Source organism: Prevotella amnii CRIS 21A-A (assembly GCF_000177355.1).
GTDB classification, from domain to species: Bacteria; Bacteroidota; Bacteroidia; order Bacteroidales; family Bacteroidaceae; genus Prevotella; species Prevotella amnii.
This window is the reverse complement of the sequence record NZ_ADFQ01000083.1, coordinates 24,463-46,355: the sequence shown is the minus strand read 5'-3', so window position 1 is coordinate 46,355 and position 21,893 is coordinate 24,463. Positions and strand designations below refer to the sequence as shown.

Annotated in this window: 17 protein-coding genes; 12 read left to right on the top strand and 5 right to left on the bottom strand. The window is 31.3% G+C overall.

Going from position 1 to position 21,893, the window contains the following annotated elements:
• Positions 1-98: 98 nt before the first annotated feature.
• Positions 99-665, bottom strand: a complete 567-nt coding sequence (gene ahpC / locus HMPREF9018_RS07235; RefSeq protein WP_008449895.1) for an alkyl hydroperoxide reductase subunit C — start codon at positions 663-665, stop codon at positions 99-101.
• 232 nt (positions 666-897) lie between these two features.
• Between ahpC and HMPREF9018_RS07230 the strand changes: the two genes are divergently transcribed.
• Positions 898-1,836 carry a hydrogen peroxide-inducible genes activator gene (locus HMPREF9018_RS07230; RefSeq protein WP_008449911.1) on the top strand — a complete coding sequence of 313 codons (939 nt, stop codon included), beginning with the start codon at positions 898-900 and terminating at the stop codon, positions 1,834-1,836.
• Positions 1,837-2,004: 168 nt separating this feature from the next.
• Here HMPREF9018_RS07230 and HMPREF9018_RS07225 read toward each other — a convergent pair whose 3' ends face one another.
• Positions 2,005-2,865 carry a patatin-like phospholipase family protein gene (locus HMPREF9018_RS07225; protein ID WP_008449918.1) on the bottom strand — a complete coding sequence of 287 codons (861 nt, stop codon included), beginning with the start codon at positions 2,863-2,865 and terminating at the stop codon, positions 2,005-2,007.
• Positions 2,866-2,955: 90 nt separating this feature from the next.
• On the opposite strand from HMPREF9018_RS07225, the gene HMPREF9018_RS07220 reads away from it, so the two are divergent.
• The 7 genes from HMPREF9018_RS07220 (at position 2,956) to HMPREF9018_RS07190 (ending at position 13,322) form a co-directional block, all read left to right on the top strand.
• Positions 2,956-4,362 carry an aminopeptidase P family protein gene (locus HMPREF9018_RS07220; RefSeq protein WP_008449941.1) on the top strand — a complete coding sequence of 469 codons (1,407 nt, stop codon included), beginning with the start codon at positions 2,956-2,958 and terminating at the stop codon, positions 4,360-4,362.
• Between the two features lie 86 nt (positions 4,363-4,448).
• Complete coding sequence (locus HMPREF9018_RS07215) at positions 4,449-5,654, top strand: C1 family peptidase (RefSeq protein WP_008449907.1); 1,206 nt, start codon at positions 4,449-4,451, stop codon at positions 5,652-5,654.
• Positions 5,655-5,742: 88 nt separating this feature from the next.
• On the top strand, positions 5,743-7,467 hold the full coding sequence (gene recJ, locus HMPREF9018_RS07210; protein WP_008449876.1) for a single-stranded-DNA-specific exonuclease RecJ: 1,725 nt from the start codon (positions 5,743-5,745) through the stop codon (positions 7,465-7,467).
• A gap of 39 nt (positions 7,468-7,506) precedes the next feature.
• The gene (locus HMPREF9018_RS07205) at positions 7,507-9,402 is read left to right on the top strand and encodes a RecQ family ATP-dependent DNA helicase (RefSeq protein ID WP_008449935.1); all 1,896 of its coding nucleotides are present in this window, start codon (positions 7,507-7,509) and stop codon (positions 9,400-9,402) included.
• Positions 9,403-9,551: 149 nt separating this feature from the next.
• Complete coding sequence (locus HMPREF9018_RS07200; RefSeq protein ID WP_008449948.1) at positions 9,552-10,538, top strand: Gfo/Idh/MocA family protein; 987 nt, start codon at positions 9,552-9,554, stop codon at positions 10,536-10,538.
• An 80-nt stretch (positions 10,539-10,618) separates the two neighbouring features.
• Positions 10,619-11,755: a DUF4421 domain-containing protein gene (locus HMPREF9018_RS07195; protein WP_008449891.1), complete on the top strand. Its 1,137-nt coding sequence runs from the start codon at positions 10,619-10,621 to the stop codon at positions 11,753-11,755.
• A gap of 1,120 nt (positions 11,756-12,875) precedes the next feature.
• The gene (locus HMPREF9018_RS07190) at positions 12,876-13,322 is read left to right on the top strand and encodes a helix-turn-helix domain-containing protein (protein WP_008449952.1); all 447 of its coding nucleotides are present in this window, start codon (positions 12,876-12,878) and stop codon (positions 13,320-13,322) included.
• Positions 13,323-13,465: 143 nt separating this feature from the next.
• On the opposite strand, the gene HMPREF9018_RS07185 is transcribed toward HMPREF9018_RS07190, so the two are convergent.
• Positions 13,466-14,209: a nitroreductase family protein gene (locus HMPREF9018_RS07185; protein ID WP_008449893.1), complete on the bottom strand. Its 744-nt coding sequence runs from the start codon at positions 14,207-14,209 to the stop codon at positions 13,466-13,468.
• A 97-nt stretch (positions 14,210-14,306) separates the two neighbouring features.
• On the opposite strand from HMPREF9018_RS07185, the gene HMPREF9018_RS07180 reads away from it, so the two are divergent.
• From HMPREF9018_RS07180 to HMPREF9018_RS07165, 4 genes are all read left to right on the top strand, one after another.
• Positions 14,307-16,907, top strand: coding sequence for an adenosylcobalamin-dependent ribonucleoside-diphosphate reductase (locus HMPREF9018_RS07180; RefSeq protein ID WP_008449950.1), 2,601 nt, complete (start codon positions 14,307-14,309; stop codon positions 16,905-16,907).
• 123 nt (positions 16,908-17,030) lie between these two features.
• Positions 17,031-17,441: a dihydroneopterin aldolase gene (gene folB / locus HMPREF9018_RS07175; protein WP_008449909.1), complete on the top strand. Its 411-nt coding sequence runs from the start codon at positions 17,031-17,033 to the stop codon at positions 17,439-17,441.
• Positions 17,442-17,466: 25 nt separating this feature from the next.
• A complete protein-coding gene (locus HMPREF9018_RS07170; RefSeq protein ID WP_008449963.1) occupies positions 17,467-18,690 on the top strand; it encodes an N-acetylmuramoyl-L-alanine amidase family protein in 1,224 nt (407 codons plus the stop codon).
• A gap of 6 nt (positions 18,691-18,696) precedes the next feature.
• On the top strand, positions 18,697-19,677 hold the full coding sequence (locus HMPREF9018_RS07165) for an MlaD family protein (RefSeq protein ID WP_008449943.1): 981 nt from the start codon (positions 18,697-18,699) through the stop codon (positions 19,675-19,677).
• A gap of 194 nt (positions 19,678-19,871) precedes the next feature.
• Here HMPREF9018_RS07165 and lpxB read toward each other — a convergent pair whose 3' ends face one another.
• Together lpxB and surE are read right to left on the bottom strand one after the other, a co-directional pair.
• The gene (gene lpxB, locus HMPREF9018_RS07160; protein ID WP_008449878.1) at positions 19,872-21,020 is read right to left on the bottom strand and encodes a lipid-A-disaccharide synthase; all 1,149 of its coding nucleotides are present in this window, start codon (positions 21,018-21,020) and stop codon (positions 19,872-19,874) included.
• A gap of 61 nt (positions 21,021-21,081) precedes the next feature.
• Entirely contained in the window at positions 21,082-21,843 is a 762-nt protein-coding gene (gene surE, locus HMPREF9018_RS07155; RefSeq protein ID WP_008449884.1) for a 5'/3'-nucleotidase SurE, read from the bottom strand.
• Between the last annotated feature and the right edge of the window lie 50 nt (positions 21,844-21,893).

The following is a 21,893-nucleotide window of genomic DNA, read 5'->3' as shown; positions in this document are numbered from 1 at the left end:
AAGAAAAGAGCCTTATACAAACATTTTAATTGGTTGTAAAAATGCTTTGCATAAGACTCCCACCTATTTATATAATATATTTGTATTGGAAAATATTATTATATTTTACCTACTAAATCTATGCTTGGTTTTAATGTTTCTGATCCTTCGTTCCATTTAGCAGGGCAAACTTCACCAGGATGAGAAGCTACGAATTGTGCAGCTTTAATCTTACGAACTAACTCGTCAGCATTACGTCCTACACTGTTATCTTGTATTTCCATTAGTTTAACAAGGCCTTCTGGATCTACGACAAAAGTTCCACGGTAAGCTACGCCTTCATCTTCTTTAAACACACCAAAACCTTTTGCTAATACTGCCAATGGATCAGCAAGCATAGTGTATTTAATTTGTTTTATACTATCAGAGGTGTCAAACCAAGCTTTATGTACGAAATGTGTATCGCAACTTACAGAAAACACTTCTACTCCCATTTTCTGAAGTTCCTCATATTTATGTGAAAGATCGACTAATTCTGTTGGACAAACAAAAGTAAAATCGGCAGGATAAAAGAAAAATACAGCCCATTTACCTTTTACATCTTCATTAGAAACTGTTTTAAATTCACCGTTTTGAAAAGCCTGAACCTTAAATTCTGGCATTTGTGTGTTAATAATTGTTTGCATATCTATAATCGTTTTATTATGATTTTAATTTTCTTATTGCAAAGGTATGTATATTATAACACACAAACAACAGAAAATATTTATGATGTGATAGATTAAATCTATAATGATAACTAACTTGTTAATATTCAGCTTTATATATGAAACTTATTAATTTATTTTTTTTATTTTGATATATTATGAATTAAAATAGGTAACTTTGTATGAAGAAATATAAAGGAGGATTTAGCTAATGACACTACAACAATTAGAATATGTAATGGCTGTGTACCGTCATAAACATTTTGCACGGGCTGCTGAACATTGTAAGGTAACACAACCTACACTTAGCTCTATGATACAAAAGTTAGAAGAAGAACTTAGTGTGAAGATTTTTGATAGACGTAGACAACCCATTTTACCTACACCGATAGGATTGATTATTATAGAGCATGCGTGGAGCGTGTTGGTACGTGTGAAACGTTTAAAGGAGAAAGTAGAAGAAGAAAAGTTATCTTTAAATGGTACTTTTTATCTTGCTGTTTTGCCTACCATAGCACCATACCTTATTCCACGCTTTCTTCCACAATTAATGAATGATTATCCTAATATGGATATTCGTGTAACTGAATTGAAAACAGATGATATGCGACAAGCTATAACTCATGGTGATATTGATGCTGGAATTTTAGCTAATATAGAAGGGTTAGGTGATTTTGAAACAGCGCATCTTTATAATGAAAAATTCTATGTATATGTTTCTAAAAATGATGAATTATTTGATAAAAAAGCTATACGTACGGTAGATTTAAGAGGTGAATACCTTTGGTTATTAGATGAAGGGCATTGTTTTAGAGATCAGTTGATGAAATTCTGTTCATTAAAATCGGCTGCTAATAGTAAAAGAGCATATAATTTAGGGAGTATTGAGACTTTTATGCGTATTGTAGAAAGTGGGAAAGGAGTTACATTTATTCCCGAATTGGCTATTTCACAACTTACAGAAGAACAAAGTAAATTAGTCCGTCCTTTTGCTCATCCTATACCTTCACGTGAGATAATTATGATGACAGGTAAAAGTTTTGTACGTAATACATTACTTCAGTTTCTTATATCTACTATTCAAAATGCATTGCCACAAGAAATGATAATATCACATAATATAAAAAAGAATAATGTAGTGAAGATATAAAACACTAAAGGTTAGTTTCGTAACTATAGTATAAGGTAAATATAATATCTCTATCTTGAAAGTTTTGTTTTATGGTAAATTAATTTGATTATAGTTAAGGTGAATTTATATAACTATAGTAAACATAAAATAGAAATCTTATAAATATCTGAGTAAAGCATATTTTTATTATTTTATTATATATTTCTTAATAAAGTTCTCGCCTAATTTCACACCTTCATTATATAATGTTTCGAGTTTTATAGTATTCTTTTCTATTCGTCCTACTTCAACTGGTTTTTGAGGACGAATAACAATAATTTTGCCAGAATCTTCTAATTGTTCTACTAACTCTAATTGTTCATTATAGACTTTTATTCGCTGACTTAATGCTTCACGTAAGTGTGGATAATTTCTATATATAAAATTTGGAATTTTTATATCGTGGCCAGTAGCTCGCCATCCTTTATTGCGTGTACATATAACAACATTTGTGTCATGCCCTTTACTGATAGAGCGTTTAATAGGGATAGAGTCTATAATACCACCATCTAACATAGGAACACCATCTACATAAATTATTTTACTTACAAATGGCAAACTTGATGAAGCTTGTGCCAATTTGTTAAGGCGTTTTATATTTCCATCTGTTTCAGTTAAGTATTCTGCTTTACCAGATATGCAGTTTGTTGTAACAAATTCAAATGAAAATCCATGATTGATATTGTAAAAATATTCAGTATAGTCGAAAGGTATAAGCTCGAAAGGAAATTTCTCATATAATAATTTTGTATCAAAAATACAACCTTGAGTTATCAAATGGCGTAATCCTATGTAATTGTATTTTGTTAGCAACTCAATGTTTGATATCCTTGAACGACATGGTTGCCTGCTAATATATGAAACTCCGTTACAAGCACCTGCTGATACAGCTACAACATAGTGAAACCAAAGATCATGCATCATAAATGCATCTAAAACTCCAGATGTAAAAACACCTCTCATTCCACCACCCTCAAGGACGAGTCCTGTATTATTATTTATTTGCATAAAGTTTATAAAAATCTAATAGCAAAGTTACATAATTAAAATGAAATTACTTATCTTTGCAGCATAATCAATATTCCATAAAGTTAATATATGTTTAGCAAAGATACTTATATAAATAGACGTAATGAGCTAAAAAAGCTTGTTAAGAGTGGTATCATTATCTTATTCGGGAATAATGAATCGCCTGTAAATTTTCCTGCTAATGGATATTATCCATTTCGTCAAGATTCTTCGTTTCTATATTATTTTGGACAGAAAAGAGAAGGATTAGTAGGTGTTATTGATATTGACAATAATAAGGAATTGTTAATAGGTAATGATATAGAAATAGAAGATATAGTTTGGTTTGGTAGTGTTAATTCTGTAAAGGATATGGCAGAAGCCGTTGGTGTCGCTTCTACAGCATCGATGAAAGAGTTGGATTCTATTTGTCGTGATGCCGTACGTTTACATCGTAAGATACATTTCTTACCTCCTTATCGAGCAGATATTAAGATTCAAATTTTTGATCTTTTGGGTATCCATCCTACTAAGCAAAAAGAAGCTTCAAGTTTAGATCTTATAAAGGCTGTTGTAAAAATGCGTTCTGTAAAAAGTAATGAAGAGATAGCAGAATTGGAACGTGCCGCTATTATAGGATATAATATGCATACTACAGCAATGCGTCTTACAAAGGCTGGTCTTACGGAAAAGTTTGTTGCAGGTCATGTAGATGGTGTAGCTAATTCTTTAGGTTCGATGGTATCATTTCCTACTATTTTTACACAACATGGAGAGATTATGCATGGTAATCCATCAATGAATGTTTTAGAAGATGGTAGGCTTGTTTTATGCGACTGTGGTGGTGAAACTATGGAACATTATTGTTCAGATAACACTCGAACATTTCCTGTTAATGGAAAGTTTACACAAAGACAATTAGATATTTATAAAATAGTAGAGGAGTGTCATGATTCTGTATTAAACATAGCTAAGCCAGGTGTAAAATATAAAGATGTTCACTTTGCTGTATGCCATATCATTTTTGATAGAATGAAAGAATTAGGATTAGCAAAAGGTAATACTGATGAAGCTGTTGCTGCTGGTGCTCATGCCTTATTTTTACCTCACGGGTTGGGGCATATGATGGGTATGGATGTTCATGATATGGAGGCTCTTGACCAAATAAATGTAGGCTTTGATGAAGAAACAAGACCAAATTTAGAGCAATTTGGAACTAATGCTTTACGCATGGGTCGTCGTTTAGAAGAAGGATTTGTAGTAACCGATGAGCCTGGTATTTATTTTATTCCAGACCTTATAGATAATTGGAAAATAAATAAGCATTGTGCAGATTTTCTGAATTTTGATAAAATTAGTATGTATAAAGATTTTGGAGGGATTAGAATAGAAGATGATATTTTAATAACTCAAACAGGTTGTCGATTTATAGGTAAAAACATAATACCTTATAAGCCTAAAGATATAGAGGAATATATGGCTTCTAATAAGGAGTAAACTTATTAGATACAAAAAGAAAGAGTAAAGAATATCATTTTAATATAAAATTATCAATTAATTAAAAATAGGAATAATATAAGATTATGAATAAAATTATTACATTAACAGTAGCTACTCTCATAACGACTTCAGTATGTGCTGCTACTAATCAAACAGAAAAAGCAAAGGCTAATAAGCCTGTATTTACAGTAGTAAAGGAAAATCCGATTACAAGTATTAAAGACCAACACCGCTCTGGAACTTGTTGGGATTATTCTACATTAAGTTTCTTTGAAGCTGAAATTTTAAGGAAGACGGGTAAAACTTACGATTTATGTGAAAGTTTTGTTGCTAATAAAAACTATATGGATCGTGCCAAAACTGTAGTTCGTATGCATGGTGATGCTCAATTCTCACAAGGAGGTTCGGCTTATGATGTTCTTTATGTTCTTAAGAATTATGGTATTTGTCCACAAGATGCAATGCCTTTCCCAGGTTCGTTAACAGGTGATTCTCTTTTTAATTTTAATGAATTCTTTTCTGTTATGGAGCCATACGTTAATGCTGTAGCTAAGAGTAAAGCTCCTAAAATATCTAATCAATGGAAGCAAGGTTTGCAGGCTATTTTAGATGCTTATTTAGGTAAATGTCCAGATAGTTTTACTTATAAAGGGAAAAGTTATACTCCAAAGACTTTTGCTGAGAGTTTAGGGCTAAACTGGAATGATTATGAAACATTTACATCATATACTCATCATCCATTCTATACTACTTTTCCTGTTGAAGTGCAAGACAACTGGCGTCAACCAGGCTCTTGGAACTTACCTTTAGATGAGCTTATGAAGATTATTGATAATGCTATCATGAAAGGTTATACTATAGCATGGGGTGGTGATGTTAGTGAAATAGGTTTCACACGTACAGGCTTGGCTTATATGGTTGATGGTAAGAAAATAGAAAGTAATAAAGGTAGTGATATGGCTCATTGGTTAGGTCTTTCTGTAGCTAAGAAGAAGAATATAATAGATTCTCTTGGTGTGAATGTTCCAGAGATAAAAGCTACTCAAGAGCAGCGACAAGCACGTTTTGATGGTTGGGAACTAACAGATGATCACGGCATGGTTATATTTGGTATAGCTAAAGACCAAAATGGTAAAGAGTATTATATGGTTAAAAATTCTTGGGGAAAAACAGGAACTTATAATGGTATTTGGTATATGACAAAAAATTTCATTGCAGCAAATACAATGGATTTTATGGTTAATAAAAATGCTGTACCAAAAGATATTCGTAAAAAGTTAGGAATATAAATATTGTAATAATAGAAGATATAAAAAGCGTAAATCTTAATTGATTTACGCTTTTTTTTGTAACTTTACACCTTAAAAAATAATAAAGATGCACTTTAAATGGAAATATATTCCCCCAACGCAGCAAGAAGAGATTGCTGCAAAGGAATTAGGAGAGAAGCTAAGTATGAGTCCTGTTCTTTCCCTTATTCTTATTAGACGTGGTATTACTACAGAAAGTGCAGCTAAACGTTTCTTTCATCCTCAGTTGTCTGACCTAATAAATCCTTTCTTAATGAAAGATATGGATTTAGCTGTAGATAGATTAAATGATGCTATGGGACATAAAGAGCGTATTCTTGTCTATGGAGATTATGATGTAGATGGGTGTACTTCTGTAGCTTTAGTCTATAAATTTTTACGTCAATACTATTCCAATATCGATTACTACATACCTAACCGCTATAATGAAGGTTATGGTGTAAGTAAAAAAGGCATTTCTTTTGCTAAAGAAACTGGGGTTAAACTAATAATTATATTAGATTGTGGTATTAAGGCTTTAGAAGAGATTGCTTATGCAAAAGAATTAGGTATTGATTTTATTATTTGCGATCATCATGTTCCTGATGAGAAAATGCCTCCTGCTGTTGCTATTCTTAATCCTAAGCGTAAAGATGATACTTATCCTTTTAAACATCTTTGTGGGTGTGGTGTTGGTTTTAAATTTATGCAAGCTTTTGCTAAAAACAATAATATTCCTTTTTCAAGACTTGTTCCATTACTCGATTTCTGTGCAGTAAGTATAGCATCCGATTTGGTACCTGTAATAGATGAAAATAGAATATTAGCATATCATGGGTTGAGGCAGTTAAATAAAAATCCCAGTTTAGGGCTTAAAGCTATTATTGATACTTGTGGATTGTCAGGTCGTGAACTTGAGATGAGCGATATTATTTTTAAGATAGGTCCTCGTATAAATGCCAGTGGGCGCATGGAAACAGGTAAAGAGAGTGTAGATTTATTAGTAGAACGCGACTTTGCAGAAGCGGTAAAGGCAGCTAAACATATAGATGAATATAACGAACAACGGAAAGGTGTAGATAGGCAAATGACCGAAGAAGCTAATAAAATAGTGGAACGATTAGAAAATCAAAAACACCAATCAAGCATTTTCTTATATGATGAGCATTGGAAAAAAGGTATTGTTGGTATTGTTGCCTCACGACTAACAGAAATTTATTTCCGTCCTACGATAGTTCTCACTAAAGATGGAGAATATGCGACTGGGTCTGCACGTAGTGTTGCAGGATTTGATATTTATGAAGCTATAAAGAGCTGTCGTGATTTATTAATTAACTTTGGAGGTCATACTTATGCAGCAGGGGTAACTTTAAAATGGTCTAAAGTAAAAGAATTTCGTAAACGTCTTCAGCTTTTTGTGGAAAAACATATTCAGCCTCACCAGCAAGAACCTATTTTAAATGTAGATGCAATAATTGATTTTAAAGATATTACAAAGAAAATGCATAATGATTTAAAACGTTTTTCTCCTTTTGGACCTAATAATTCTAAACCTATCTTTTCTACAGAAAAAGTGTATGATTTTGGTACAAGCAAGGTAGTTGGTAGAGAGCAGGAACATATAAAGCTGGAGCTTGTAGATTCTAAATCGAATAATGTTATGAATGGTATTGCTTTTGGACAAAGTGCAGCTGCAAGGTATATAAAGTCAAAGCGTTCTTTCGACATAGCGTTTACTATAGAGGATAATATTTTTAAACATAATTTGGTGCAATTGCAAATAGAAGATATCCGGCAAACAGAAAACGAATAATAAATCTTTTCTCTTTGTTATTTTTTAAACAAAATACCCATGAGCTATAAAGATATTCTAAAAAAGTATTGGGGGTATGACGATTTTCGTGGCATACAACAGGATATTATAGAAAGTATAGGTGAAGGTAGGGATACATTAGGCTTGATGCCTACTGGAGGAGGAAAGTCTATAACTTTTCAAGTGCCTGCTTTAGCAAAAGATGGTGTATGTATTGTTATTACACCACTTATAGCTTTAATGAAAGATCAGGTAGATCACCTAAAGCAAAAAGGTATACAAGCTGCTGCTATATATTCTGGTATGAGTAGAAATGAAATTGTTTCGACCTTAGAAAATTGTATCTTTGGCGGTGTAAAATTGCTCTATATATCCCCTGAACGTATTTGCTCTGATATTTTTCAGACAAAGTTAAAACGCATTAATGTTAGTTTTATTACAGTAGACGAAGCCCATTGTATTAGTCAGTGGGGATATGATTTTCGTCCTTCTTATCTTGCTATTGCAGATATAAGGAGGCAACTCCCTAACATTCCTATACTTGCTCTTACAGCAACTGCTACTTCAGAGGTTATAGATGATATTCAAGACCAACTTCTTTTTGCAAAAAGGAATGTGTTTAGAATGAGTTTTGAGCGTAAAAACCTGGCATATATTGTGCGTAGGACAGATGATAAATACTCTGAAATGATACATATATTAAAAGCTATACCTAAAGCTGCTATTGTTTATTGTAGGAACAGAAAGCGTACAAAAGAAGCTGCAGAGCTACTTGTTAAGAGCGGTATATCAGCAACATGGTATCATGCAGGGTTAGAAAATACTGTTAAAGATCAGCGTCAGAAAGAATGGCAAGCCGATAAAACACGTGTAATTGTTGCTACAAATGCTTTCGGAATGGGTATAGATAAACCAGATGTAAGGGTAGTGATTCATATTGATTGTCCAAGTTCGATAGAAGCTTATTTCCAAGAAGCAGGTAGAGCCGGTAGAGATGGGAAAAAATCTTATGCAGTGCTGCTTTATAATGGTCATGATAGAGCAAAACTTACTAATAGGATAGAAGAAACTTTTCCACCTAAAGAGTATATTAGGCAAGTGTATGATCATTTGTCTTATTTCTTTCAGGTTGGTATAGGAAGTGGCAAAGGGTATACTTTTGAATTTCCTATAGATAAGTTTAGTTTCAATTTTAAGCATTTCCCCACACGTGTAAATTCAGCATTACAGATAATTCATCGTGCTGGTTATATTAAGTATGAACCTAATCCAAATAATATAGCACGTGTTCATTTCCTTCTTAACCGTGATGATTTATATCGGTTAGATTCACTTTCTAAAAATGAAAACAGTGTAGTTACAGCACTTTTACGGTCTTATGGAGGATTATTTTCTGACTATGGATTCATTGATGAAAGTTGGATTGCTCAGCAAGCAGGATTAGATGTGAACAAAACCTATATGGCTTTAATTGATTTAAGTAAAAAGCGCATTATAAGTTTCATACCACGTCATAAAGTGCCACTTGTTACTTATTTATATGATAGAATAGATGGAGATGATATAGAGTTGTCAGAACAGGTATATGATATTAGGAAAGAAGAGTTTACAAAACGTATCAAAGCTGTAATATCTTATGCAGAAGAAGATAGTATTTGCCGTAGCAGACAGTTACTTCGTTATTTTAGCGAAACAAAAACCTCAGATTGTAATCAGTGTGATGTTTGCCTTTCTAATGTTCATAAACAAGATAAAATAAAATCATCTAATATAAGAAATAAGATAATGGTCTTGCTAAGTGATAGGAAACAGCATCTCATAACAGAAATAAAAGCAATATTTAATGATGAGGTTGCTACTTTAAATATAATAGAAGAAATGCTTGCAGAAGAAAAGATTATTATAGATGGAGAGATGATAAGCATGAATATTTAAGCGATAGGCTGATGTGTTTCTTTTATATAAAAGTTTCTGTTGACTTATATATTAGTATGAAAATATTTATAGAACAAGTTGTAAGTTTTGTAAAGTGTAGAAACTTTTAGATTGATATATTTTTGTAAATTTGCAAAAAAGGTACAAAGATGAAACAGATAAATTGGGGTTTTATAGGTTGTGGTGAGGTAACTGAGCAGAAATCAGGTCCAGCTTTTAATTTAGTAGCAGGCTCACATGTAGTAGCAGTGTTTAGCAGAAGTGAACAGAACGCTCGGCGATATGCAGAAAAACATAATATACAGAAATGGTATACCGATGCTCAGGCATTAGTAGAGGATCCCGATGTTAATGCTATTTATATAGCAACACCTCCTTCGTCTCATGCCACATTTGCTATAATGGCTATGCAGTCTGGTAAGCCTTGCTATATAGAGAAACCATTGGCATCTTCGTATGATGATTGTGTGCGCATAAATCGTATATCTGAGCAGACTGGAGTAGATTGTTTTGTGGCATATTATCGTCGTTATTTACCTTATTTTCAAAAGGTAAAACAGATGATAAGAGAAGGCGCGGTAGGTAAGGTGCTTACTATTCAGATACGTTTTGCAGTACCACCACGCGATCTTGATTATACACAAAAAGGAGAGCTGCCTTGGCGTTTACAATCTAACATATCAGGTGGAGGTTATTTTTATGATCTTGCTCCTCACCAGCTCGATTTGTTACAAGATATGTTTGGAGTTATTGTAAAAGCTCATGGATATACAGCCAATAGGCGAGGTTTATATGAAGGAGTAGAGGATACTGTAAATGCAGTATTTCGTTTTGATAATGGGCTTACAGCAAGTGGCGCATGGTGTTTTGCTGCACATGAGAGTGCTCGCGAAGATAGGGTAGAGATATTTGGTGAAAAGGGTAGATTAGCTTTTTCTATTTATACATATGATCCTATTCGCTTACATACTAGTACAGGTATAAAAAAAATAGAAATAGAAAATCCTGCTTATGTGCAACTTCCTATTATAAAAGCTGTTATAGAAGATATGCAAGGGATAGGTGTGTGTAAGTGTAATAGTGTTAGTGCTACTCCCACAAATTGGGTTATGGATAGAGTTTTAGGCAAGATTTAAAAGATAAAGATAAAAAGATTTATAATAAATTCTTTTTTAATATTAATGGTATTGTTTTGCGAATAGTGTTATCATACCTTATGTTGCTTATTTTTGCACAATCCTCTTTTGCTATTAAAATAGATAAAGGGGTTAGTGCTGATTTGTATAAAGATACAGTGAAATGGATGCGAGTAGATACTACTTCTATATGGTATCAGCGACAAATAAATAAGGCGAGAAAAGTAGTATGTGGTTTTAATAAGATAGATACTACATATATAGAACCACAGAGGTATAACTTTACAGTGATGTTACAAAACACTAATACATATGAGCATTATAGTATTAGTAGTTCTTCTAATCAAAGTATTTCGCTTTCTCCAAGTGCAAGCATAAAGGTAGGTCCTTATTTTGGGTGGAGATGGATGTTTTTAGGATATACTATCGACGTGCGTCATTTTAGTTTGTTTAGCAGTAGCAAAGTGCAGAAGCAAGAGTACGATCTTAGTCTATACAGCTCTATGATAGGGATAGATTTATATTATCGCAATACAGGTAGTAATTTTAAAATTCGTCATCTTAATGTAGGTGAGAATATTAATACAGATGTTTTGCACGGTGTAGATTTTGGAGGATTGTCTTCTAGCATATATGGTATTAATCTTTATTATATATTCAATTATCACTATTTTTCTTATCCTGCTGCGTTTAGTCAAAGTACGGTACAACGTCGCTCTGCTGGTAGTCCTCTTATAGGTTTTGGATATACTATACATAAATTATCAGTATCTTGGGACGAATTAAATACGCTAATCCATAATTATTTGCAATATAATTACCCTACAGCAAGGCTTGATAGTACAATCATGTTTAAGCAGCTAAAATATAAGGATATATCTATAAGTGGAGGATATGCTTATAATTGGGTGTTTAAAAAGAATTGGCTTTTAGCAGTTTCTTTGTCTTTAGCTTTAGGATATAAAGCAAGTTCTGGAGAATTAAAAAAAGAGTATAGTATTGGTAATTTCAATTTAGAGAATATTAATATTGACGGCATAGGGCGCTTTGGATTAGTATATAATAATAGTAAATGGTATGCTGGTATGAGCGCTATTTTTCATACTTATAATTATAGAAAAGAAAATTTTTCAACAAACAATTCCTTTGGTAATGTAAATATATATGTAGGGATAAATTTTGGCAGAAGGAAAGTATTAAAAAGTAAAGATAAATAAGCCTTTAATATATATGTGCATGTTTTATTTTAATAAGAATAGTCATTACTTGTTATATATAGAAACATGTATGTTTTATATTAAAAACTATATTTACTTACCATGAAAAAGAAATCTTCATAAAACATTTTTAATCTATTTTTAGTATAAAAATAGATTAAAAATAAAACAAAAATAGATTATTTTTGTTTTTTAATACTCATCTTTTATTAATAAAAATGTAGTCTTTAATATTTTAAAAGTTATCTTTTACTATGTATATGACTTATATGCTTAATATAGAGACTTAATTTATTTTGCTGAAGTCTATAAATTTTAGTTTTATACGAGTAGTTTGCGAACTTATATCTTTTAGTTTATATGTTTAGGAACTTTATAAACTTTTCATCTAAAGATTATATAGTAGAAGTGGATATATAAATGTGAATAGTATTGTGTGTTTATATTATAATAGCATTTAAAAGTTTATAGTATTTGCATAGATGAATATTGTGAGTTTTATTTTAGAAATATGTAATATAAAAAATATAGTAACGAACTTATATAAGCATATATAGGTATTTCCTTTTATTAACCTTTACAACTTGATACGTTTTAGTTTTAAAACAGAAATAGCGGGACATAAAATATAAAAATATAAACTATTACTGAAGTGTATTTATGTTTTAAAATTTAGAAAGGTAAACGTAAATAAACATACACGTATCAAAACTGCATACATTTTCACACACGAAGTCGTAATATAACTACTTATATATTAGTCTGTTAATGCTTTTAAGTAAAGATGTGCTAAAGGTTCTAAGCGTGCCTCTTTAATAAATATAGCATAATTAAAAGTATTTATAGGTTTATAGGAGAGTATAAATAACTGATAATCATTTTATAGTAAAGTTTAATTAAATAATAAAAGGGACTCTTCTTTTCGGTGTTTTATTTACAAAGGTGAATAAAAGGGTAAGTGTTTATTTTGTGTTTACGTTTTAAAACATAAACGGAATTATTATAGGTTTTTATTTTTAAATTTAAATGAATTTTATTTTGTAGTTTTCTTTTTTATATTTATCTTTGTAGATATGATATATAAAGAAAGGTTTACTTATAGATTATTAAAGATTTTATTATGAAGGATAGAATAAAACTACTTATGGAATTTGAAAAAATGACTCAGCAAGACTTTGCTAATTTTATAGGAATATCTCCTGGTGCTTTAAGTAGCATTTTTAGTGGGCGAACTAAGCCAACACTTAATACTGTAGAAGCTATACACAGTAAATATCCTGAAATTAATCTTGATTGGTTAATGTTTGGAAAAGGTGAAATGTTTTTAAATGCTAATGGTTCAAGAAAAACTAATAAGTCTTGTTATAATAATAATCCTGTATTACCTTTTGATGATTTAGATGTAGATAATTTTGCAGAACAAGATACAAAACCTTCGCCAAAAGGTAATTTAGAAAATGTGCATAAAGAAATTAAATATATTGATAAGCCAGCACGTAAAATTAAAGAAATTAGAGTGTTTTTTGATGATCAGACGTGGGAGACTTTTTCTCCAAAAGATGATTAGTTTGACAGTAGGAAGCGATTGTTCAAGTTTGTTTATAATCAGCTTTTGATAAATTGATATAAGGTAGTAATTCTATTCCTGTTGTATAAAGAAAAGAAAAAGAAGGCTAAAAGATAACCTTCTTTTTTCTTATTAAAGCCGATTTATATATTTAAAAAATCTTGTAGCTTTAAAGTATCAATAATATCTTTTGATAAAGATTCATTATCAGATTTAGTGTATCGTACATCTGTAAATACTTGTGCAAGTGTTTCTTTATGATTGATTTCTACAAATTTTTTATTTTCAGTTTTTTCTTCTTTGTCATAATAAAAATGATCAATACGCTTAGGAGAATAATCTGTATAAGTTTCCTCATGTATTATACCTTCTAAAGGTAAGCGTTCGCATTGTTTTGGATTTTCATCAGGATACCCAAGGGTTATGGTAGCTATAGGAAACACAAGACGAGGTAGCTTAAGAATATCTATAATAAGTTTTGGTTGATATATTGTTGTTCCTAAGAAACAAGTACCAAGCCCATTTGCCTCTGCGAGATTACAAAAAGTTTGGCAATATAGAAGAGTATCTGTTGAGGCATTAAGGAAAGATAGAAAATTATTATAACCGGGAGTAGCTTTGCGGTTTAAAGCCCATTGAGTAGTGCGATTAAAGTCGGCACAAAATGTAAGCACAACAGGTGCTTCTGTTATCATGGGCTGATTAAAGTGAGCTGGTGCTAATGCTGCTTTCTTTTCAGGATCACGAGTAATTACTACTGAGTAAAGCTGCAGATTTCCCATAGTAGGAGTATGCATTGCATCGCTGAGTAATTGCTTTAAAAAGTCAATAGGAACTTCTCTATTAGAATATTTTCGAATAGTTTTTCGTTGAGTAATTGTTTTCATTTTTGGAAATTTTAATATTGCAAAGGTATATAAAAGTTTTCTATTTTGGATAACTATTAGTAACTTCGCAACCATTAAGATGAAATAAAGACCGATAATGGAAACCTGTAAAATATATTCTTACGAAGAAGCTTTAGAGTCAGCTTTAAATTATTTTGGAAACGATGAAGTTGCTGCCAAAGTGTGGATAGATAATTATGCACTTAAGGATAGCTTAGGTAATTTATATGAAAAAAGTCCAGAAGATATGCATTGGCGTATAGCTAATGAAGTGGCGCGTATAGAAAAGAGATATGTTAATCCTATCAATGCTGCAAAAGTCTTTGAATTGTTGGATCATTTTCGTTATATTGTCCCTTCAGGAAGTTCAATGGTTGGTATTGGTAATAAATATTTGTTGAGCTCTTTGGCTAATTGTTTTGTAATAGGTTCCGCAGAAGATGTACATTCTTATGGTACAATTATGCATATAGACGAGGAGCAGGTGCAGTTAATGAAGTGTAGCGGCATTGTAGGACATGATTTAAGTTATATTCGTCCTAAGGGTTCTTCTATAAAAGATTCTAAACTTATTTCTACAGGTATATTGCCTTTTATGGAACGTTATTTTAACAGTATGCGTGAAGTAGTACAAGGTGGACATAGTGGAGCTTTAATGTTATCGGTGAATATAAAGCATCCAGATGTAGAGTCTTTAATAGATGTAAATATTAAAAAGGCTAAAGATAATAGTGCTAATATATCAGTAAAAATTACGGATGAATTTATGAAGGCTGTTATTAATGAAGAATCATATATTCAGCAGTTTCCTATTATATCTACTAAGCCTATATTTACTAAAGAAATATATGCAAAGCATCTTTTTGAAAAAATATTATATAAAGCATATCATGATGCAGAGCCGACTGTGTTGTTTTGGGATAATATTTTAAAGGATAGTCTTTCCGATAGTTATGCAGACTTAGGTTTTCAAACAATATCTATAACCCCTTATTATAAAATCCCATTAAGTCCTTATGATAGTTGTCATTTGTTATCATTAAATCTTTATTCCTATGTAATAGATCCATTTACTAAAGAGGCTCGTTTCGATTTTGATAAGTTTGCAGAGCATGTTCAGATAGCTCAGCGTGTTTTAGATGATATTGTAGATCTTGAGTTGGAAAAAATAGATCTCATTTTATCCAATATAGAAAAGGCTTCGGTAAGTAAAGAAATAAAGGAAACGGAGTATAATTTATGGAAAAAGATTAAAGAAAAGAGTGCTATGGGACGTCGTATAGGAATAGGCGTTACTGCTGAAGGTGATATGTTTGCAGCTATGGGGTTATGTTATGGAACTCAGGAATCTATTGATTTTTCTGTTAAAGTGCATAAAGTAATGGCATTGAATGCTTATCGTTCTTCGGTAAACATGGCAAAGGAGCGTGGTAGCTTTGCTATTTATGATGCAAGTCGTGAGAAGAACAATCCTTTTATTTTACGTCTTAAGCGAGAAGATGAGCAATTGTTCAATGACATGGAGAGGTATGGTCGTCGTAATATATCTTGCTTAGCGATAGCTTCTATAAAAACAGTTTCGTTAATGACTCAGACAACATCTGGTATAGAACCAAAATATATACCAGTATATAAGCATCATGATAAAATAAATAGTTATAATAAAAACACTAATGCAAATACAGATTTAGCATACGAATTAGATAATTCGTTTAGGGAACATATTATTTATCATAGTAAGTTCTTAACATGGATGAAAGTAAATGGTATAGAACCTACAAAAAAATATTCTCAAGAAGAAATAGATGATTTGATAAAACGTTCTCCTTATTATATGACTACTGCAAATTATGAGAGTTTGTCTATGATAATACATATGCAGGGAGCTATTGAGAAATGGACAGATCAATCTGTTTCTGTTACTATAAATACACCAAGTAGTATTGATGAAGATTCAATAAGCAAACTTTATTTCGAGGCATGGAGGTGTGGGTGCAAAGGTTGTAGTATTATTTCCCATAAAGGATTGTTTGCAGATATGAAGACCTATTTATTAAAAGATAATGATAACAAGGATAATGTAAAAAGAGTTGATAAACAAATTAACTTATATGAAGAAAACCATGACATGCCTTTTCAGCGTCCTGAAGTAGTAGAACATCGCCCAAAAGAATTAGATTGTGATGTAGTTCGCTTTCAGAATAATAAAGAGAAATGGGTAGCATTTGTAGGTTTACTTAATGGTTATCCATATGAAATCTTTACAGGTTTGCAAGATGATGAAGAAGGAATAGCATTACCTAAAAGTGTAACAAAAGGTAAAATTATTAAGCAAACAGAAGAAAATGGGCAGCATCGTTATGATTTCCAGTTTGAGAATAAACGTGGTTATAAGACAACAGTAGAAGGATTATCAGAGAAATTTAATCCAGAATATTGGAATTATGCTAAACTTATTTCAGGTGTGCTGCGTTATCGTATGCCAATAGAGCATGTTATGCGTTTAGTAGCTTCATTACAACTAAAAGATGAAAGTATAAATACTTGGAAAAATGGTGTAGAGCGGGCTTTAAAGAAATATTTAGTAGATGGGACTAAGGTTAATGGTTTGAAGTGTCCTATTTGTGGAGAAGAATCTTTGATTTATCAAGGTGGTAATCTTATTTGTAAACACTGTGGTGCATCAAGAGGTATATAATATTTTAAAAATTAGTAATGGAAATGATCACACTCTTAAAATATATATTCTATTGAAATATAGATTAAATTTAGAATTATTATTATTTCTAATTTCAAAATACCATTTATTTCAAATAAAATAATGCTTTTAACATCTTCTTTTATTTATATTCATCATCTTAAGATTCATTCTTATATAGGGGTTTCAGAACAAGAAAAAATAGTGGGAAACGATTACATAGTAGATTTAAAGATAAAGAGAAATATTATAAAAGCTATTATGTCAGATGACGTAAAAGACACAATAAACTATGCTTCTGTATATGATGTGATAAAGAAAACTATGTCATATTCATGTAACTTGTTGGAGTATGCTGCTGGTAGAATAGGGGAATCTTTGTTTGAGCAATTTCCTCAGATAGAAGCTATAACCATCTTATTAACAAAAAAAAATCCACCTATGGAGGCAGATTGTTATGGTGCAAGTGTAGAATTACACTTAATGAATGAGAAAAATATTACAAAAAATATAGCTTTATCTAAAAAGAGGTAAGTTATATTTCTATAAACGTGACTGTATGAATAAGAAAATTTTATTATTATTTGCTTTCATTTTTTATTTGACTATTAATAGTTTAGCAAAGACAGGAGATAAGTTTACACTTGTGATAGATCCAGGACATGGAGGGCATGATGCTGGAGCTTTAGGATCATTTTCAAAAGAGAAGGATATCAATTTGAATGTATCTTTAGCTTTTGGAAAATATGTAGAGCAGTACATGAAAGATGTAAATGTTATCTATACCCGTAAAACAGATGTGTTTATCCCTTTGCATACTAGAGCGGATATTGCTAATAAAGCAAAAGCCGATTTGTTTATATCTATTCATACTAACTCTGTTGCTCCTGGACATTATGCTAAGGGCTTTCAGGTGTATACTTTAGGTATGCATCGCGCTAAGGATAATCTTGATGTAGCCATGCGAGAGAATTCTGTAATTTCTATGGAATCGGATTATAAACAAACATATGAAGGTTTTAATCCAAATTCTTCAGAAAGCTATATTATGTTTGAATTTATGCAAAATGCAAATATGGAGAAAAGTGTAGAGTTAGCCCGATTAATACAAAGTAACGTTTGTTCAACTGCAGGTAGGATAGATAAAGGTGTTCATCAGGCAGGATTTTTAGTTCTAAGAGAAAGTTCTATGCCAAGCTGTTTGATAGAGTTAGGATTTATTACAGCTCCAGATGAAGAGGAATTCTTAAATTCTCAAGCGGGTATAAATGCTATGGCTAATGGTATTTATCGTGCTTTTGTCAGTTATAAAAATATGTATAATAATCATTTGGTAGCCCCTTATAGAGGTCCTGATAATCCACGTATATCGGTAGGAAGAGCAGTTCCAACTCCGGTTGTATTATCTGCTTCTATTCAGTCTTTAAAACTTCCTCCTAAGAAAAGTAAGATAATACGGAAAATAGAAAAAACAGAAAAGACTCTGCCAGCTTCACCTAATATTGCAGATGCTCCTATTTTTAAAGTACAGATTTTTGCAGCAAGTATGATTTTACCTATTAATAATTTTCAATTGAAAGGGCATAAAGAGGCAGAATACTATAAAGATAATAATTGGTATAAGTATACTATAGGTAGTAGTCAAAATTATAATGAGATGAGGAAATTAAGAGAAAAGTTATTAAAAGATTTTCCTCAGGCTTATATTGTAGCTTTTAAGAAAGGTGTTAAAATGAATATAAATACAGCTATTGATGAATTTTTAAAAAATAAAAGAAGATAAAATATAATGAAAAAATTTTTCTCACCAGAGGTTAAAATCGCGCTTGTCGCAGTGTTAGCTATTATCGTACTCTTTTTTGGATTACAATTTTTAAAGGGATTAAGCTTGTTTTCTAATTCCACACATTATCAGATGAAATTTAATGATATTAGTGGAGTAACCCCCACAACTCCTATATTTGCTAATGGTGTAAAGGTTGGTACTGTAAGAGATATAAATTATGATTATAATAACCCTAATAATCCTATATTGGTAGATGTTAATATTGAGAAAGATATGAAATTACCAATAGATACACATGCTGATATTCTTAGCGATATTATGGGAAATACAAAGGTTAATCTTATTCCTGGTAAAAGTAAAGAAATATTAGCAGAAAATGGATTTATTAATGGTCAGATAAATGATGGCAGTCTTGGACAGATGAAAACAATACTTCCTTCTATAGAAAAGATGCTTCCTAAAATAGATAGTATTTTGGCTAATGTCAATAATCTGCTTGCTGATCCTGCTATGAAAGGAACTTTGCATAATTTTGATAAGATTAGTTCAGAGTTGACTATTTCTGCAAAGCAGTTAAATTTGATAATGGCTAAGGTAAATACAGATTTACCTATATTGAGTTCAAAGGCAAACAACCTACTTATTAATGCAAATAATGTAATGGCAAATGCAAATAATGGTATTTCAGAAGCACAAGAAGTGATGAAAGGAGCTGGAGGTGTAGTAAGAAACTTAAGGAATCAGTTAGATGGGATTGACATATCAGTTACAATGGCTAAGATAAATACTATTTTAGAAGATATTAATACTTTTACAACAAATATAAAAAACAATAAGGGGTCTCTTGGGTTATTAATAAATGATCCAACATTATATTATAACTTAAATAGTACGATGAAAAGTGCTGATAGCTTATTGATAAATTTCAAAAGATATCCTAAGAGATATATTCACTTTTCTGTTTTTGGTAGTAAAAATAAATAATAGTGTGATGAGATATGTATTAAGTTATTTCTAAGTTAAAATATTAATTGGCTGATAGCTGATTGTTTATGATATAATGAAGATTATGATAAATAGAAAATATGTAATATTTCCCATTATTCAACATTGATAGAAATTTTACGAAATAGTGTTAATACGATATATTTTCAAGTAAAGACTAGATAAAAATAATTTTATCTACAGAGATGTTCTCTTAATAATTTTATTATTAAATGAGCTGTATTATCTGGTGCTACTTCGTCTCCAAGCTTTTGTCGTATACTTTTATATTCTTCTAATATACGTTTACGCTCTATATGTGAAGGTAATAAGCGATAAAGTTCATTAGCTATATTATACACACGGAAGGAATCTGCAAAAAGTTCTTTTATAATTTCTTTGTTAGCAATAAGATTAACTAATGAAATATATTTTACTTTTAGAATATGGTTAAAAGCAAAACGAATAAGTTTAGGAAAAGGTGTTTTATAACAAACAACCTGAGGAACATTAAGAAGAGCAGCTTCTAATGTTGCTGTTCCACTAGTAACTATTGCTGCTGTAGAGTGAGTTAAAAGCTCATAAGTTTGCTTTCTTATTACTCTGATATCTTTATTTTTGATATACATGGAATAGAACGATTCACTTATAGAAGGTGCTCCAGCTATTACTATTTGATAATCTTCAAAATGGCGTGCAGCTTCTATCATTGCAGGCAGGTTGTCTTTTATCTCCTGTTTCCTACTACCTGCTAACAACGCCAATATAGGTTTATTTGATAGCTTATTATAGGTACAGAAAGTATCCTTACTTTCATTATAAAAATGCTTAAAATTTTCCACTTCGTATACAGTAGGATTCCCTACATAATGTACGGGGAAATGATGTTTTTCTTTATAGAATGATACTTCAAAAGGTAATATCGAAAACATCTGGTCTACATCACGTTTTATAGCTTTTATACGTCTTTCCTTCCATGCCCATATTTTAGGAGAGATATAATAGTAGACAGGAATATTTGTTTTTCGGTGAATAGTTTTTGCTATTTTAAGATTAAACCCAGGAAAATCTACAAGTATCAGGCAGTCGGGCTTCCATTTCAGTATATCTTTTTTGCATTCTTTTAGTATTTTAAAAATAACATGTAAATGTAAAAGTACAGGAATAAATCCCATATAAGATATGTTTTTATAATGTTTTAAACACGTTCCTCCTACTTGTAGCATCATATCTCCTCCTATGAAGCGGAAATCTGCCATAGAATCAAGTGCTTGTAAAGAACGCATGAGATGCGAAGCATGGAGGTCGCCAGAAGCTTCGCCTACAATGAGATAATACTTCATTTTTTTTGTTTTAAGGATTGAAATACTAAGATTCTAACATGTTTTATTAAGACTTTATATCTTAAAGCTCAAAATTTAATATTTTCAAATCTCCTGTTATGTCGAGTTTTACAGGTGTTATAGCTATATATCCATGCCTTAAAGCCCATTGATCATTATCTTTTGCATCTGGTTCATCGTCATGATATTCACCTGTTATCCAGTAATAACTATATCCTCGAGGATGTTGTCTCTTGGCTATTTCATTTATCCAACTTCCTTTTCCCATTCTACAAACTTTAATACCTTTGAAAGTATGTGATATAGGGAAGTTAACATTGAGGCAAATTCCATCAGGTAATCCGTTATCTAATACCTTTTTTACTATCATGATTACATAATCGTATAAATGGCTTAAGTTAGCATTTACATCATAATCGCAGCTTGAAAAGGCTATAGAAGGAATATTTTTCATGCATCCTTCTTTGGCTATTCCCATAGTACCACTATAATGATTGTTTACAGAAGAGTTATCTCCATGATTTATACCACCTATTATAAGATCAGGCTTTTGTCCTTTAAGAATCACGTTTATAGCTATTTTTACACAATCAACTGGAGTTCCTGAACATGACCATACTTCACAATTTGGTATATTATCTTGTTTTTTTAATCTCAATGGTACTGTTGCTGTAAATGCACATGAGAAGCCTGAGCGAGCTTCTTCAGGCGCACAAATAACAACTTTAGCAAAGTCTGTTAAGAAAGAAGCTAATGTGCGAATACCATTAGAACGATAACCATCGTCATTAGATATAAGGATTAATGGTTTCTTAAAATTCATATTTTTTGTTTTGATTTGTCTGCAAATGTACGAAAAAAGCTTTATAATAC